Consider the following 14,208-nt stretch of genomic DNA (forward strand, 5'->3'; position numbering starts at 1 on the left):
ATACTAAGGAAGGATTAACAAGTATATTGAATGTTTGTTATGATATACATTAGTAAACCTCATGTTAAAGGCGGGCTATCGATGAGTATTAATAAATACGAAGTTTTCATGAAAGTAGTTGAACAAGGGAGTCTGACAAAAGCTGCTGATCTGCTAGGATTCACGCAATCGGGCGTAAGTCATATGATTAAAAGCTTGGAAATAGAATTGGGTTTTGCTCTCCTGCTCCGAGGACGGTCGGGGATAAAATTAACGGCAAATGGAGAGCAGATGCTAAAGCCAATTCGTGAAATATTAAACTGGAACGAACAATTGAAGCAGGTAGTGTCATCGATTCATGGTTTGGAGGCAGGTACAATCCGTATAGGCACCTTTACCAGCGTATCGGTTCATTGGCTTCCTGGCATGATTAAGCAGTTTCAGAAAGAGTATCCGACCATTGAGATTAAGCTGATGGAGGGCGACTATCAGGAAATAGAAAGCTGGATTGAAGAAGGTCAAATTGACTGTGGTTTCATATCTATTCCAACTCGCGGCACATTTGAGGTTATTCCTCTAAAGAAGGACCGAATGCTGGCTATTTTACCGCTGGATCATCCTCTAAGTGAGCTGTCCTATTTGCCATTAGCCAAACTCGAAAATGAACCGTTCATCATTTCGAGCGAAGGTTCTGATTATGATGTCAGGCGGGTTCTAGATCACGCATCGATTAAACCCAATATTAAGTTTTCGTTAGGGGATGATTTTGCGATTATTGCCATGGTGGAGAATGGGCTTGGCGTCAGTATCCTCCCTGAGCTTGTTCTTCAAGGGCGCGACCATAAGGTGTGCGTGATGGAACTAGAGGAGCGCAGCTACCGTTCACTCGGAATTGCCGTTCAATCCATGAAAAATGCATCACCTTCCGCAAGGCGATTCGTAAATTATGTCCAGCAATGGTTGGAGAATTGGGAGCAATAAGAATCAGGCTGATCGAACGAAAGAACAGGAAGATAGTAGAGTTTAAAGGAATTTCATAGTAAAATATACTAAAAATTAAATAACCGAGGGGGTTGCTGATTGTGATCATTGAGACGGAACGGTTAATTTTAAGAGATTTTGTGACCAATGATTTCGAAGATATACATGTGTATGCATCGAATCCGATCGTAGTGAAGTACATGTTATGGGGACCAAACTCGAAAGAGGATACACAAAGCTATATGAATATGATAGCCGATATGCAAAAGCAACTGCCTCGACTTGGTTATGAACTCGCAGTGGTCATGAAAGAGAACAATCAGTTGATCGGTGGTTGTGGAATCCACATCATCAAGCCTTCACAAGGAGAGCTTGGTTATTGCTTTAATCATAACTATTGGGGAAGTGGCTTCGCATCAGAGGCTGCGGCCGCCTTGCTTGAATTCGGATTCCGTGAGCTCAATCTTCATCGAATATATGCAACCTGTCGCCCGGATAACATTGGATCGGCTAAAGTGCTGCAAAAAATAGGGATGAAATATGAAGGACATATTAGGGAGCATATGCGCCATAACGAAAAATGGCATGATTCCTATCAATATTCCATTTTAGAAAATGAATATGTCTAGAAGAACCACTTTCAAAAGGTGAGGTGACAATGATCATGGTTAGTGAAGAGGATAAAGCAATCATTAATAATTATGTTGCTGCTTATAATTCATTAGATGTAGCGGGAATGGTTAAGTTTTTACATAACGATATTATGTTCAGGAATGTTTCCAATGGCGAAATTAACACAGAAACCAGAGGTATACAAGAATTTGTACAACTGGCGGAAAAATCCTCAAAGATGTTCTCTAGCCGCTGTCAGACAATCATGAGCTATCATGCTGTAGAGGACAAAGTAGAAGTGCAGATTGATTATGAAGGAACACTTGCTGTTGATTTGCCTAACGGATTAGGCGCAGGAGACAAAATACAGTTAAAAGGAAAATCAATATTTGGGCTGGTAGACGGAAAAATTTTTATGATAGAAGATTACAGTTGAAGATAATTGCTAACAGAATAACATTCATTGGAGGTGCTTCACCGTGAAGACAATGGGTCTGATAGGCGGGATGAGCTGGGAGTCATCTGTGCTCTATTACCAAACCATTAATCAAAAGGTAAAAGAAAAGTTAGGGAAACTTCATTCTGCAAAAAGTATCATGTATTCAGTAGATTTCGAAGAAATCAAGACTCTCCAGGAACAGGGGAAGTGGGACGAAGCAACTGCGATCATGATTGATTGTGCACAAAAACTAGAATTAGCCGGAGCAGAGTTCATTATTATATGTACGAATACGATGCACAAAATGGCCAAAGAAGTAGAGGATGCGGTATCCATCCCACTGCTTCATATCGCAGATGCAACAGCAAATGAAATAATTAAAGATGGAATAAAGAAGGTTGCTTTGCTTGGTACGGCTTTTACAATGGAACAGCAATTTTACAAGGGAAGACTAAGTGAAAAGTTTGGGCTTGATGTCATTATTCCTAATGAGTCAGAACGAAAGATTATACATGACATTGTCTATGAAGAGCTTTGCCTTGGAATTATAAACGAACAATCCAGACAATCATATTTAAAGATCATTAATCGTCTTAGTGAGCAGGGAGCAGAAGCTATTATTCTTGGGTGTACAGAAATAACACTCCTCGTATCGCAAGAAAATTGCAGTGTTCCTTTATATGATACAGCAAGAATTCATGCGGAGTGTGCAGTTGACTTTGCTTTAAGTGAGGAAGTTTCTCGCTAACGTTCAAAGTTGATATCATCAACTTATGACATTGGTATGGCTTTTTCACGACTATCTAGTGCATATGGAACATCATATAAACAAGCAGATATTAAATTAATGCAAATGGATGAAATGGGAAAGGCGACCGCTAAGGGTCGCCTTTAATTATACGATCTACTTGATTTTACAAATCTCTTTATCCATAAGCATTTTAATAAATAAGCCGCCTTGCACGGTACGGTTTTGGAAGCCTACCATCTTTGCAGTGCTTGTTGAATACCAATCGCTCATTGGAACGCGGCTCTCTGTTTTATCATATGCATGCCAGAGGCGGTCTACAATGGAATTGAAATCTTCCTTATTGTCACAGAGCGTCGCACTCCAAACGATCCAATCCGATTTGGTGTAAGTGTCACGATTATCAAGCATGAGGCCAAACTCACCTGAATGTTTCTCCAAATAGGCTTTAGTCTCAGCTTTAAATGTATCTTTAGGGAACAATTCGAGACCGAATAATTGATCCCATACCGCATTGTATTTCATGCTGAAGGAATCAGGACGGTCAAATGCTAAACGATAGGTTCCGTCTTCATTAGCAGCCATGACGAGCCAGTTATCAATCATTCCTTTTGCAACATTCATTAATTCCTCTGACTTTTTCTCGTCTCCAGCCATACGGTTTAGAATCGCAAAGCTTGCGATACCCATAATAGCCTTAATCGATAAGTTACAGTTATGCGCGAGATGCCCTGCAAAATCATCCGTACACAGCTGATTGTCAGGATCTACACCATTGTTGATTAAATAATTGCACCATTTCTCAAGATGGTCCCAGTTCTCTTTGGCAAAAGATACATCATTCTCCGTGACGGCAACAGCAGCTGTGCAAATCAGCATATTTCCACATTCTTCAACCGGCATTTGCCAAGTAGGGCATGTGCCGTGACTATAGACTTGGCCGTTAACGAGTGGATAGGTTCCCGCATCGTGTGGTGCAAAATCATAATACCAAATATCAGTAGCAGCATATTTAAAAATAGGGCGCAGCATCCCTTTAACGAGCTCTGGGTTGTAAATCAAAAATTGCGGTATGGATGGATACGTAACGTCTACCGTAGCAGCACAGCCATTGCTGAAATTTTCTTTGGATATAAAGAGAACGTTTCCATCGGTATCCGCACAAACCTTATGACCTGCAATTGCTTGTCTGTAGGCTAAGGATACTAGTTCCGCGTACTTCTCGTTGCCTGATTGTGCAGCTTCTGCAAATAGAGTGGATGAGAACTGTTCACACTTTTCAAATAGGTTGCCGTACTCAGATAGAGCCTGCTTCAAGGCATCTTCGATGGTTTCACCGTCTTTTTTCCAATAAGCATTAAGCGGCTCATTAAAATATTCAATCGCTTTGATATCATCATATGCAACAGCAAAAAGCGCATTTGCGTTTTCGCCTGTATTTACAGGGATAGACAGCTCAATGTTATGGCTTACCGTACCATATTCATGTGTATTGGCTACATCGATGACAGAAGCCTTTTCATGATTAGAAGCGAGGTATAAATAACCCCAGTTAATTCTAAGATCATCACCAGCTTTATTTAAAACATTTTGAAATTTGCTTCCAATCTTGCCGCATGTAAAACCTGGCTCGCTAATATCTTTGTAATCGACTGGGAATTCATATTTAAAGTTTTGACATAACTCATCATCGACATTTATTTTTACAGTCACATCATGTGCTTCGCCATTGTTAGATTCGGCTTGTACATGAATATAAGACACGGGTCTAGACATAAGCTTTAAATCATCCATTAAAAGAGGGGTAGTAAACGTAACGAGTAAATGGATTTCATCAGATGTAAAACGATATTTGCTGGATAATGCATTAATATCTACACCTGTTTGTTTCATTTTTATACCATTATCATTGCCGCCCATAAAACAATATTCTTTTCCGTTAACCACAGCGGTACCGACTAATTTATGAGGTTGGCCCGTCCAATGTTTGGTATCAGCTTCGTTCAGTTCGTTAGCCATAGACCAAACAGAAAAATAAGGATCTACAGTTATAAGTGGGACAGCTGGAGCTCGCATAATCATAGTAATTCCTCCTAAGTTAGATGAAAATGAATGAAATGCAAAACGATTGAATAATGTTATCTGTTGCTGTAATATACAATTTATCATACAAATTACGGTCTGATAATAGAAGTTATCACAATAGATGTGAGGAATATCACAATGAAAGAAACTGTTTATAGCTTTTGGCATCTGCTAGATCCTAAACTTCCATTGAACATCGTAATGGCAGGAATTTCTTATTGCGACAAGAATTATATCATCGAGAGAAAAGGTGAAAATTTATTTTCATTCGAGTATATTATGGATGGAAGCGGTGTGCTCGAGATAGAATCCCAAACGCTGTATCCCCAAAAAAATGATGTATATCTCTTAACTAAAAATAGTTATCATAAGTATTATTCCAGCGAAGAAAATCCGTGGGTTAAAATATGGGTCGTTTTTAATGGGGATTTTGCAGAAAGTTTATTTAAGCATTACTTGCCAGCAGACACCTATATTGTGAAAGATTGCAACATTCTTTCTTATATGAATGAAATTATTAATATTGCATCTGCCAAGCAAAAAAACTACTCTGATATTACAGATGAGATTTCAGTTATTGTGTTAAAAATCATATTGCATTTAAAAAACCATTTGGAAAATAAAGTGCTCTCTATTCCTGAGCGCATTAAACAATGTTTGGATTTAAACATCGAGAATGCTATCGATATTAACGATGTTTCATTGCAGCTTGGTTATTCGAAAAACTACATTATTAAATTATTCCGAGAATGTTATGGTATAACGCCGTATACATATTTTCGCAATCGCAAAATAGAGCTCGCCAAGCAATATTTGCTTAACACGAATCTAAACATCAACGAGATATCAACAAAGCTGAATTTTGCCGACCAGCATTATTTCTCTTCATCATTTAAAGCCATTGCAGGCATTACTCCTTCGGAATATAGAAAAAACAGAACTAATCAATTTATAGATGCGGAGGGGTACTCTTGAACATCTACGTAGTCAGACACTGCAAGGCAGAAGGGCAATCGCCAAGTGCTAAGCTTACTGAAGAAGGTTATCTGCAAGCTGAGCGGATAGCTGAATTTCTGCATGGCAAACATATCGAACATATCATTTCGAGTCCGTTCCTAAGGGCCATTCAATCTATTACTCCATTAGCTGAAAAAATTCAGGTAAACTGTCATGTGGATGACCGCTTGTCAGAACGGGTTTTATGTGGCGAAAGCAATGTTAACTGGCTTGAAATGCTTCGTCATACTTTTATAGATTTGGAGATGTGTTATGAAGGTGGCGAATCCAGTACTTCTGCGATGAATCGTGCCTTAGCGGTAATAACCGATGTGAGAAATAGTGGGTTTAGCAATGTGGTTATCGTTACCCACGGAAACTTGATGTCCTTGCTGCTTAAGCATTATGATACTAAATTCGGTTTTGAAGAATGGGCAGCCTTGTCTAATCCTGATGTCTATCATTTGCAGTTTGAAGGTGAATTACCGATGATACAGCGAATTTGGAATGGCTGAGCTAGATTATTAATAGTACAAGGAGGCGATAGGATTGTACGAATATATGTATGTTGAAACGTCATTGGGCGGGTTTTTCTCCGAGGCAAAACATCGGGAAACGATCGATGAATATGCAAAAGAAGGATGGAGATTAGTGCAGGTTTTACCGACACATTATAATGGTCATGGAAAACCAACGGCGTATGAAATTATTTTCGAACGTTTAATATCAAATAGGGACGCAAACACGTAAAAGTGTCGCGTCCCTATTTTTTTCTATCTTTTATTAAACAAAGTTATTTTCTACTTCCAGTATTTCTCGATAATAGCATCACGGCCAGAATATACTCTTGATTCCTTATAGAACTTTGGATTTTTACGGTGATAGTTCTGGTGATACTCTTCCGCTGGATAGAATACTTCCGCTTCTTGAATCTCTATTACAATCGGCTTGTCAAAACGGCCGCTCTTCCCAAGCTCTTCCTTGGATAATTGAGCAAGCTGGCGCTGTTCTTCTGTGTGATAAAAGATGGCAGCACGGTATTGGCTCTTGCGGTCATTGCCTTGTCCTACAGCATCTGTAGGGTCAATTTGCGGCCAATAAAGCTCAAGCAATTTTTCATATGGGAAGATGTCCGAATCATAAGTGATTTGTACGACTTCCAAATGACCGGTTTCACCAGTCAATACTTGCTCATAAGTAGGGTTCTCTAGCGTTCCGCCCATATAGCCGGACAGAATGCCATGTATGCCGGGCTGTTCTTCAAAAGGACTTACCATACACCAGAAACAGCCCCCGGCAAACGTTGCTTTTTGTATCATTTGCTCTCCCCATTTCCTTAACTAATTAATAAAGCGTTAGTATGAACACTTATTATAAGCTTGATCATTTAATCAGTCTATTGCTTTGGTGGCTTCATAAGAGACATTGTCTAGAAATTCCAAAGCTTTTGCAGTAAACTAATTGAATCTAATTATATCTATTTATAATCAAATAGTACATGACATTCATTTGGAAGTAGGGGATTACTTATGATTTTTGTTTTTGATTTAGATGGAACCATCTGCTTTAAAGGACAGCCTGTTTCAGAAAAGATTTTAAGTGGTTTGGAGGAATTAACTCAAGCAGGGCATGAAGTTATTTTTGCTTCCGCTCGTCCCATTCGAGATATGCTTCCTGTTCTTCATCAACGTTTTCACAACTTTTCTCTTATAGGAGGAAATGGTTCTCTTATTTCTAAGGATGGCAGCATGATCGCTATAGAAACTTTTAATGAAGATTTACGCCTTAACATGCTGAAGCATATTGAAGCGCATCAAGCGACATATTTGATTGATAGCCATTGGGATTATGCCTACACCGGTTCTTTAGAGCATCCGATATTAAAAAATGTTGATGCCTCCAAGCTTGCTAAGCTTGTTGCAGTAGAGTCGCTGGAGACCATCGTAAAAATACTAATCCTTACCGCGAATGATATGGAAGTTTTGGAGCAAAAGCTTGCAAGCCTAGAAGTTGTTATTCACAGGCATCGTAATGAAGGTGTCATTGATATTAGTCCAACTAATATTCATAAATGGAGTGCCCTGCAAAAATTAGGGGTAGAAGCCAAACAATTTATTGCATTTGGGAACGATGCCAACGACATTTCGATGTTTCAAAACGCGAAGTATGCGGTTATGATTGGCCATCATGATGAGCTGGCTCCTTATGCATCGGAAGTGATTCCGCTCGCGGGCAATTGCGAAGAACAGATCGAAGAGAAACTGAAGGAGCTTGCTGGCAAGCAAATCCATTGAATTCATAAATGCTTTTGAGTGATAAGTTTTTATTAGAGAAAAGCAACATAAGGAGCTCATTATGGAGGAACAATGGATAATTGCAAAACATGATCCAGAATGGAAAAATCGATTTAATGATATCGCTCTAAAAATAAGAAATGCTTTGGGAGATTTGGTCGTTCGTATTGACCATGTTGGCTCAACTTCGATTGCTGGTTTAGATGCGAAGCCAATTATTGATATTCAATTATCCGTTATTGATTTTGAAACGATCATAAACCATAAGAGTGAGATGGAGAAAATAGGCTTCATATATCGAGAAGAAAACGCAGATAAAACGAAAAAGTATTTTCGAGAAATACCGGGCAGTCGAAGAACGCATATTCATGTACGGCAGTCAGGTAGTTTTTCAGAACAATTAACTTTATTGTTTAGAGATTATTTGCGTGCGAACCCTGAGGACTGTTTAAGATATGCCCGGGAGAAACATCGATTGTTTGAGCTTTATAAGGATGAACGTTCCAAGTATGTAGAAGGCAAAGGGCCAATCGTGTGGGATATCATTCAGAAAGCACATATTTGGTCGCAAGAAGCGGGTTGGAAACCATCGGCTTCAGATATGTGAAGGAGTAACTTCTTATTAAGAAGGGAGGAGCAGCATGCATAGGCAGCTGCTCCTTTTCTACATTTATAGAATTTTATGTTGTTACATACCCGATTCTTTAACCAGGCGCTTGACCATGGAATGAAGATTCAGCGATTTTAAACTTAAGTTCAGCTCATGGTTAAAAAAGAGGATCAAACCCGATTTGTTGTCTGGATTAAACATCGTTATCGTGAGCACTCCGGGATCAGAGCCGTTGTGTCCGATAACCTTGCCCTTGCTGACACCTTTCAAGTAAAGACTATCCAGCGCTGAATAGCTCCATCCGAGTGCCTGATTGCCATTATCCGACTGCGGTTTGAACATCTCATCAAGTGTGGCCTGCGATAGGATGGTTCCGTTCTCGGCCTTCCCGCCGTTCATGATGGCAAGATAGAACTTAGCAAATTCGGTAGTCGTTGTCTTCAGCGTACCGTCTGGATAAGTCGGGAATGAATAGGGCATTAGCGGTTTATGTTTTGCATCATATTGCACGGCAAGTACGTCATTGCTTAATAAATCTTTATGCAGCCATTTGGTATGATTCATGCCCACCGGTTCAAAGATATGCTGCTGCGTATATTCCGGAAAAGGTGTTTTGGTAATCTCTTCGACTAAATAGCCGAGTAAACCATATCCGACATTGCTGTAGTTGAACGCCGAACCAGGCTTATTTTTCGTAAAGTTTTTTTCTTCGTCGTACCATTTTTCTCCCGGAACGAGAAAATCCTTCATGAACTGCGCGAGTGTAACCGTTGAGTCGCCACCACCGCTGTTCGAAGTGTAGAGGCTGTCGTACAGCTTCCAATTGTTATCGATTCCTGAAGTATGGTTTAACAGCATGCGGAATGTAATGGGAGTGTCTGGGAATTTAGGATGAACAATACTTATCGGCAAAAACGTATTTATGTCATCATCCAGCTGAATGGTTCCTTTCTCAACAAGCTGCATGATGGCCGTGGCAGTCACTGTTTTGGAAACGGAAGCAATCTGAAATACCGTGTCATTTGTGATCGGTATATCTTTTTCTTTATCGGCGTCTCCGTAATTAATAATGCGATCAATTTGATTGTCTTTGATTATTGCGATGGATACACCTGTCATGCCTGATTTCTTCATTTTGACCTGGACGAATTTCTCAAGATCCTTAGGGTTAGAGAAATCAACCTGAATGAAAGTAATCGTTGCGAAAGCAATTATAAGTGCTCCCAAAATAAGTCCAATGATTTTCCAAACCCGACCCTTCTTCCTTTTCTTCTCCATCATGACGCCACCTTCCGCCGTTTCTCAGGCCGACTATTTATAACATTTCTTAACTTTACCAGATATAGTAAAAAATCAATTCGCACCGCAGTCGAGTTTGTTGCCTCGACTTTAGACTAGTTCGTACTGGAGGTTTGAATTATTATTCTTTTGCTTGTATAATAATTCAACTTGAAATGATGGACACATTTCATGCCGCATTTTTCAACAAAAACATTAGTGGTTAGGAGCAATTGATATGAAAATAAGAAAACAATCGGCTGAACATTATATTTGGGGAGACAACTGTGATGGGTGGCATTTAGTTAAGAATCAGGAATTAAGTGTCATTCATGAGAAAATGCCTGCAAATACTGCGGAAGTAAAGCATTATCATCAAGATGCAAAACAATTTTTCTTTGTCTTATCAGGAACAGCTGCTATAGAAATAGGTGATCAAGAGGTTATTTTAAATCAACATGAAGGAATCGAGGTTCCACCTCATATCCCTCATCAAATGTTTAATAAATCCAATGAAGAAATTGAATTTTTGGTTATATCCCAACCGAATAGTAGAGGTGACAGGTACGTAATATGAAGTGACTATCTTGAAAGTAATCAACTAGAATCCCATGTAAGTAGAAAATAAAGTGTTAGACTGGAAAATAAAGTTGTAGACTAGAAAAATAGAGTATTAGACTGAGGATGGCCACTTAATTAACGGGCCGGATAGCTAAATGACTTCGCGAATGCTTTTTGAGACGGAATATTCACGAACTTTGAATATCACGTTATGTGAAATCACTGTAATATAATAGATTAATAATTCAAGGAGGATTATATGAACACCATCGTCTATATGGTTAGGCATGCTGAATCACCATACGATGAAGGAACTGAAAGAACAAGAGGACTCACCACAAAGGGCAAGAGCGATGTTGAAAAAGTTACAGAAATTCTTAAAGAAGAAGGAATAGATATTATTATATCTAGCCCATATAACCGAGCAATCTTGAGTATTGAGGGATTGGCACAAAACTTGGGATTGGAAATCGAAACATTTGAAGATCTCAGGGAAAGACATTTTGCTGGAGAAATTATTGAAAATTTAATGTCCGTTATTAGAGATAAATTTTATGATTTTGATTATTTTTTACCGGGTGGGGAGTCTAATTCTGATTGCCAGAATAGATCGATAGCAGTGATAAAAAACATATTAARAGAACACTCTGGGAAAAAAATAGCGATTGGAACACATGGTCTTGTAATGACTTTGATGATCAATTATTTTGATTCAAGTTATGGTTTGGATTTTTTAAATCAATTAAAGAAACCGGATATTTATAAATTAAGTTTTGAAAATTTAGAACTAAAAGAGGTAATAAGATTATGGAATGAGGATTTTTTTATTTAGCTAACGGATACGTTAGCAAGAAAATGTTTTTGTTTACCTATCCTTACATATGAATGGCAGCCTATGACGTGTTTTATCGTCCAAGGCTGCCATTTTTTATTAGGCTGATCCAAGACATGATTTGAATTGAATCTGTGCAACTTGCTTCTTTTGGAATATTAAATTGAAATTAGTACCAAAATAGAGTGAGGATTTACGGATTGTATAGATATGGATGTGATTTCATTTGAGCGGTTCGGGTAATAAAATCAGCTTTGTGCAAATATTTATGATGTTTTCATTAATGAATGGCCTTGCCAGCCACGTTATTGTAAATCCGATGATTTTGTCTGCGTCCAAACGTGATTCGTGGATTACTGTACTGATGACAGGTGTGTTTTTTCTTATTTGGATTTTGCTATTGGTCTGGATAATGAACCGATCAGGTCAGCAAGAGTGGAAAAAGTGGCTATCCCGCAGGAGTTCCCCTTTTGTTTCTTGGCTTCTTATCCTTCCCGTTTGCATTCAGATGTATCTCATTGGCGGTATGACCGTCATCCATACGGCTACATGGCATGTTACAAATTATTTGCCCTCTACTCCTAAGATGCTGCTCGTTGTCTCACTGGTATTATTTTGTACAGCCATGTCTATGTGGGGATTAAAGGTCATCGCGATCGTTGCAGGCGTGTTGCTTCCGCTTGTTGCTTTGTTAGGCATTTTTGTCGGTTCATTTAATTCTCCAATGAAAGATTTTTCGTTATTAAAGCCTGTACTTGAGCATGGATGGAGCCCGGTATGGAACGGGATGGTTTATTCCGGTGCAGGTTTTGTGGAGTTGATGGCGCTTATCGTGCTGCAGCATCATTTGAAGACGAAAGTTCGAGCTTGGCAGCTGCTTTTATATGGCGTATTTTCCATCGTCATTTCACTGGGACCTATCGTTGGTGCGATTACAGAGTTTGGTCCCATAGAAGCATCCCATCAAATGACTTCGCCTTACGAGCAGTGGAGGCTCGTGAAAATTGGGCAATTTGTTGAGCATCTAGACTTTTTATCCATCTTTCAATGGCTGTCTGGCGCGATTGTTCGCATAAGCTTATCGGTGTATTTATTCGTTGAATTGCTTTCTCTTCGTCAAGCACGCAGTAGACACTGGGCAATAGCTATCATTATGGTGAGTTATATCCTTCTGTCACTGTTTCGAGTAAACGAATATACCTTTTATTTATGGATGGATCGTTATTACATGCCAATCTCGCTGGCGGTATTGTTGTCCTTTTCATTTTTATGGATGATTGCCGCCCTGTTCTTAGGATCTGCCTCAAAGGAGGGAAAAACATGAATGGACAAGCACAGTCAAATTCAGAGATCTGGAATGAGGAAAGCTTAAGGGCTCTCTTTGAGGGTTCATCAGATGTCAAAATCCAAGCTTGCCACTTTGGAGAACAAGAAAGCGTTGAAGTCGTGATTGCTTTTGCAGAAGGACTGAGCCATTCAGCCGACATTGGTAAGTTTATTTTACCAGAGCTTAATCGACTCTTTAAAGAACAGGGCTCATTCAAGGATCCAATTGTGCGGTTGTCGAATGTGTTGTCGATTACGGAATTTACAGAAGCGACCGAGGACGCGCTATCGGAGGCTATATTTCAAGGGGATCTGCTGCTCATATTCACTGAAGATAATAAAGTGGCTTTTGTAAGCATAGCAGATAAGCCAACAAGACAGCCATACGAATCCAGTACAGAAATTTCGGTTAAGGGACCAAGGGATGGGTTCGTTGAAGATATTACTGTAAATATTGCCTTAATCCGTAAACGGCTTCGAAGCCCTTCTCTCCATGTAGATAATTTGACAATAGGACGAAGAACAAAGACGCGGATAGGGATTCTTTACTTTTTTGACATCATTAATCCTAAGATTTTGGAGGATTTACGCACGCGATTGGACAAGATTGATATTGACGGTTTAATCAGCATTAGCCAGCTAGAGGAATTGTTGTCTGATTTCAAATTCAAGCTATTGCCGATTATGGATTTTACCGGAAGACCCGATTATGCCGTCCAAAGCTTGCTTTCGGGCCGTGTAGTACTCATTATCGATGGGCTGCCGATGGTGTTAATTGCGCCAGCGGGTCTATCACTTATTTTAAAATCTCCAGAGGATGCCCATTTCAACTATGCGTATGTTTCATTCTCAAGAATAATAAGAGGAATCAGCTTATTCCTGTCTATCTTTTTGCCAGCCATTTGGGTTGCGTTAGTGTCGTTTCATCAAGACCAAATTCCATTTCAAATGATGGCTACCATTTCCGTGACTAGGCTGGGGCTGCCGCTTTCTTCGCATATGGAAATGTTTTTGCTGCTCATGCTGCTAGAAATATTTAGGGAAGCGGGAGTAAGGCTTCCTAACGCAATCGGTCAGACACTGACGTCAATTGGGGGGTTGATCATTGGAGATGCAGCCATTCGAGCGGGTTTGGTTTCGCCGTCAGTTGTTGTAGTTGGTGCGATTACCGCCGTTTCGGGGGTAACTCTAGTGAATCAGACGTTAAGCACGCAGGTTAGTATTTTGAGGCTGTTCTTTTTTACACTATCCGCAATTCTCGGCATGTATGGCGTGATCTTAGGTATGGTACTGCTCATTGGTTACATGGGTACTATAAAATCATTTGGCGTAAGCTATTTGGCGCCTTTATCTCCGCTATCCGTCAGGGAGCTGCTTATTTCTTTCTTGAGATTGCCGTGGGATAAAATCAACAAACGACCTACCGCGCTGCAAACGAAAGATCCCGATAAGAAGAAGGAGGATTAG

At 39.6% G+C, this 14,208-nt stretch carries 16 protein-coding genes; 13 read left to right on the forward strand and 3 right to left on the reverse strand.

Annotated elements, in window-relative coordinates:
• Positions 1-81: 81 nt before the first annotated feature.
• The 4 genes from AB4Z50_RS21540 (at position 82) to AB4Z50_RS21555 (ending at position 2,759) form a co-directional block, all read left to right on the forward strand.
• A complete protein-coding gene (locus AB4Z50_RS21540) occupies positions 82-960 on the forward strand; it encodes a LysR family transcriptional regulator (RefSeq protein WP_339208447.1) in 879 nt (292 codons plus the stop codon).
• A gap of 101 nt (positions 961-1,061) precedes the next feature.
• Positions 1,062-1,589 carry a GNAT family N-acetyltransferase gene (locus AB4Z50_RS21545; protein WP_441881961.1) on the forward strand — a complete coding sequence of 176 codons (528 nt, stop codon included), beginning with the start codon at positions 1,062-1,064 and terminating at the stop codon, positions 1,587-1,589.
• Between the two features lie 35 nt (positions 1,590-1,624).
• The gene (locus AB4Z50_RS21550; RefSeq protein ID WP_441881964.1) at positions 1,625-2,008 is read left to right on the forward strand and encodes a nuclear transport factor 2 family protein; all 384 of its coding nucleotides are present in this window, start codon (positions 1,625-1,627) and stop codon (positions 2,006-2,008) included.
• 43 nt (positions 2,009-2,051) lie between these two features.
• On the forward strand, positions 2,052-2,759 hold the full coding sequence (locus AB4Z50_RS21555) for an aspartate/glutamate racemase family protein (RefSeq protein ID WP_441881967.1): 708 nt from the start codon (positions 2,052-2,054) through the stop codon (positions 2,757-2,759).
• Positions 2,760-2,915: 156 nt separating this feature from the next.
• Here AB4Z50_RS21555 and AB4Z50_RS21560 read toward each other — a convergent pair whose 3' ends face one another.
• Positions 2,916-4,841 (reverse strand): glutaminase domain-containing protein, encoded by a 1,926-nt coding sequence (locus AB4Z50_RS21560; protein WP_441881970.1) that lies wholly within the window; start codon positions 4,839-4,841, stop codon positions 2,916-2,918.
• 141 nt (positions 4,842-4,982) lie between these two features.
• Here AB4Z50_RS21560 and AB4Z50_RS21565 point away from each other — a divergent pair, with 141 nt between their 5' ends.
• Genes AB4Z50_RS21565 through AB4Z50_RS21575 form a run of 3 tightly spaced genes read left to right on the forward strand, consistent with a single transcriptional unit; the run spans position 4,983 to position 6,590 of the window.
• Complete coding sequence (locus tag AB4Z50_RS21565) at positions 4,983-5,819, forward strand: AraC family transcriptional regulator (protein WP_076270153.1); 837 nt, start codon at positions 4,983-4,985, stop codon at positions 5,817-5,819.
• Positions 5,816-6,355, forward strand: a complete 540-nt coding sequence (locus tag AB4Z50_RS21570) for a histidine phosphatase family protein (RefSeq protein ID WP_441881973.1) — start codon at positions 5,816-5,818, stop codon at positions 6,353-6,355. The genes AB4Z50_RS21565 and AB4Z50_RS21570 overlap by 4 nt, the downstream gene beginning before the upstream one ends.
• A 34-nt stretch (positions 6,356-6,389) precedes the next feature.
• Positions 6,390-6,590, forward strand: coding sequence for a DUF4177 domain-containing protein (locus AB4Z50_RS21575; protein WP_076270151.1), 201 nt, complete (start codon positions 6,390-6,392; stop codon positions 6,588-6,590).
• Between the two features lie 50 nt (positions 6,591-6,640).
• Here AB4Z50_RS21575 and msrA read toward each other — a convergent pair whose 3' ends face one another.
• Complete coding sequence (msrA, locus tag AB4Z50_RS21580; RefSeq protein ID WP_339209569.1) at positions 6,641-7,156, reverse strand: peptide-methionine (S)-S-oxide reductase MsrA; 516 nt, start codon at positions 7,154-7,156, stop codon at positions 6,641-6,643.
• Positions 7,157-7,369: 213 nt separating this feature from the next.
• On the opposite strand from msrA, the gene AB4Z50_RS21585 reads away from it, so the two are divergent.
• Positions 7,370-8,134: an HAD-IIB family hydrolase gene (locus tag AB4Z50_RS21585; RefSeq protein ID WP_441881976.1), complete on the forward strand. Its 765-nt coding sequence runs from the start codon at positions 7,370-7,372 to the stop codon at positions 8,132-8,134.
• A gap of 61 nt (positions 8,135-8,195) precedes the next feature.
• Positions 8,196-8,741 carry a GrpB family protein gene (locus AB4Z50_RS21590; protein WP_441881979.1) on the forward strand — a complete coding sequence of 182 codons (546 nt, stop codon included), beginning with the start codon at positions 8,196-8,198 and terminating at the stop codon, positions 8,739-8,741.
• An 81-nt stretch (positions 8,742-8,822) separates the two neighbouring features.
• Here the strand turns inward: AB4Z50_RS21590 and AB4Z50_RS21595 are convergent, their stop codons facing one another.
• Entirely contained in the window at positions 8,823-10,022 is a 1,200-nt protein-coding gene (locus tag AB4Z50_RS21595; protein WP_441881982.1) for a serine hydrolase domain-containing protein, read from the reverse strand.
• Between the two features lie 238 nt (positions 10,023-10,260).
• Here AB4Z50_RS21595 and AB4Z50_RS21600 point away from each other — a divergent pair, with 238 nt between their 5' ends.
• The 4 genes from AB4Z50_RS21600 (at position 10,261) to AB4Z50_RS21615 (ending at position 14,208) form a co-directional block, all read left to right on the forward strand.
• A complete protein-coding gene (locus AB4Z50_RS21600) occupies positions 10,261-10,599 on the forward strand; it encodes a cupin domain-containing protein (RefSeq protein ID WP_441881985.1) in 339 nt (112 codons plus the stop codon).
• A gap of 243 nt (positions 10,600-10,842) precedes the next feature.
• Complete coding sequence (locus AB4Z50_RS21605) at positions 10,843-11,415, forward strand: histidine phosphatase family protein (protein ID WP_441881988.1); 573 nt, start codon at positions 10,843-10,845, stop codon at positions 11,413-11,415.
• Between the two features lie 226 nt (positions 11,416-11,641).
• Positions 11,642-12,739, forward strand: a complete 1,098-nt coding sequence (locus AB4Z50_RS21610; RefSeq protein ID WP_076270145.1) for a GerAB/ArcD/ProY family transporter — start codon at positions 11,642-11,644, stop codon at positions 12,737-12,739.
• A complete protein-coding gene (locus tag AB4Z50_RS21615) occupies positions 12,736-14,208 on the forward strand; it encodes a spore germination protein (protein WP_441881992.1) in 1,473 nt (490 codons plus the stop codon). Before AB4Z50_RS21610 ends, AB4Z50_RS21615 begins: the two co-directional genes overlap by 4 nt.

The sequence above is a fragment of the Paenibacillus sp. 2TAB26 genome, from assembly GCF_052115145.1.
GTDB lineage: Bacteria > Bacillota > Bacilli > Paenibacillales > Paenibacillaceae > Pristimantibacillus.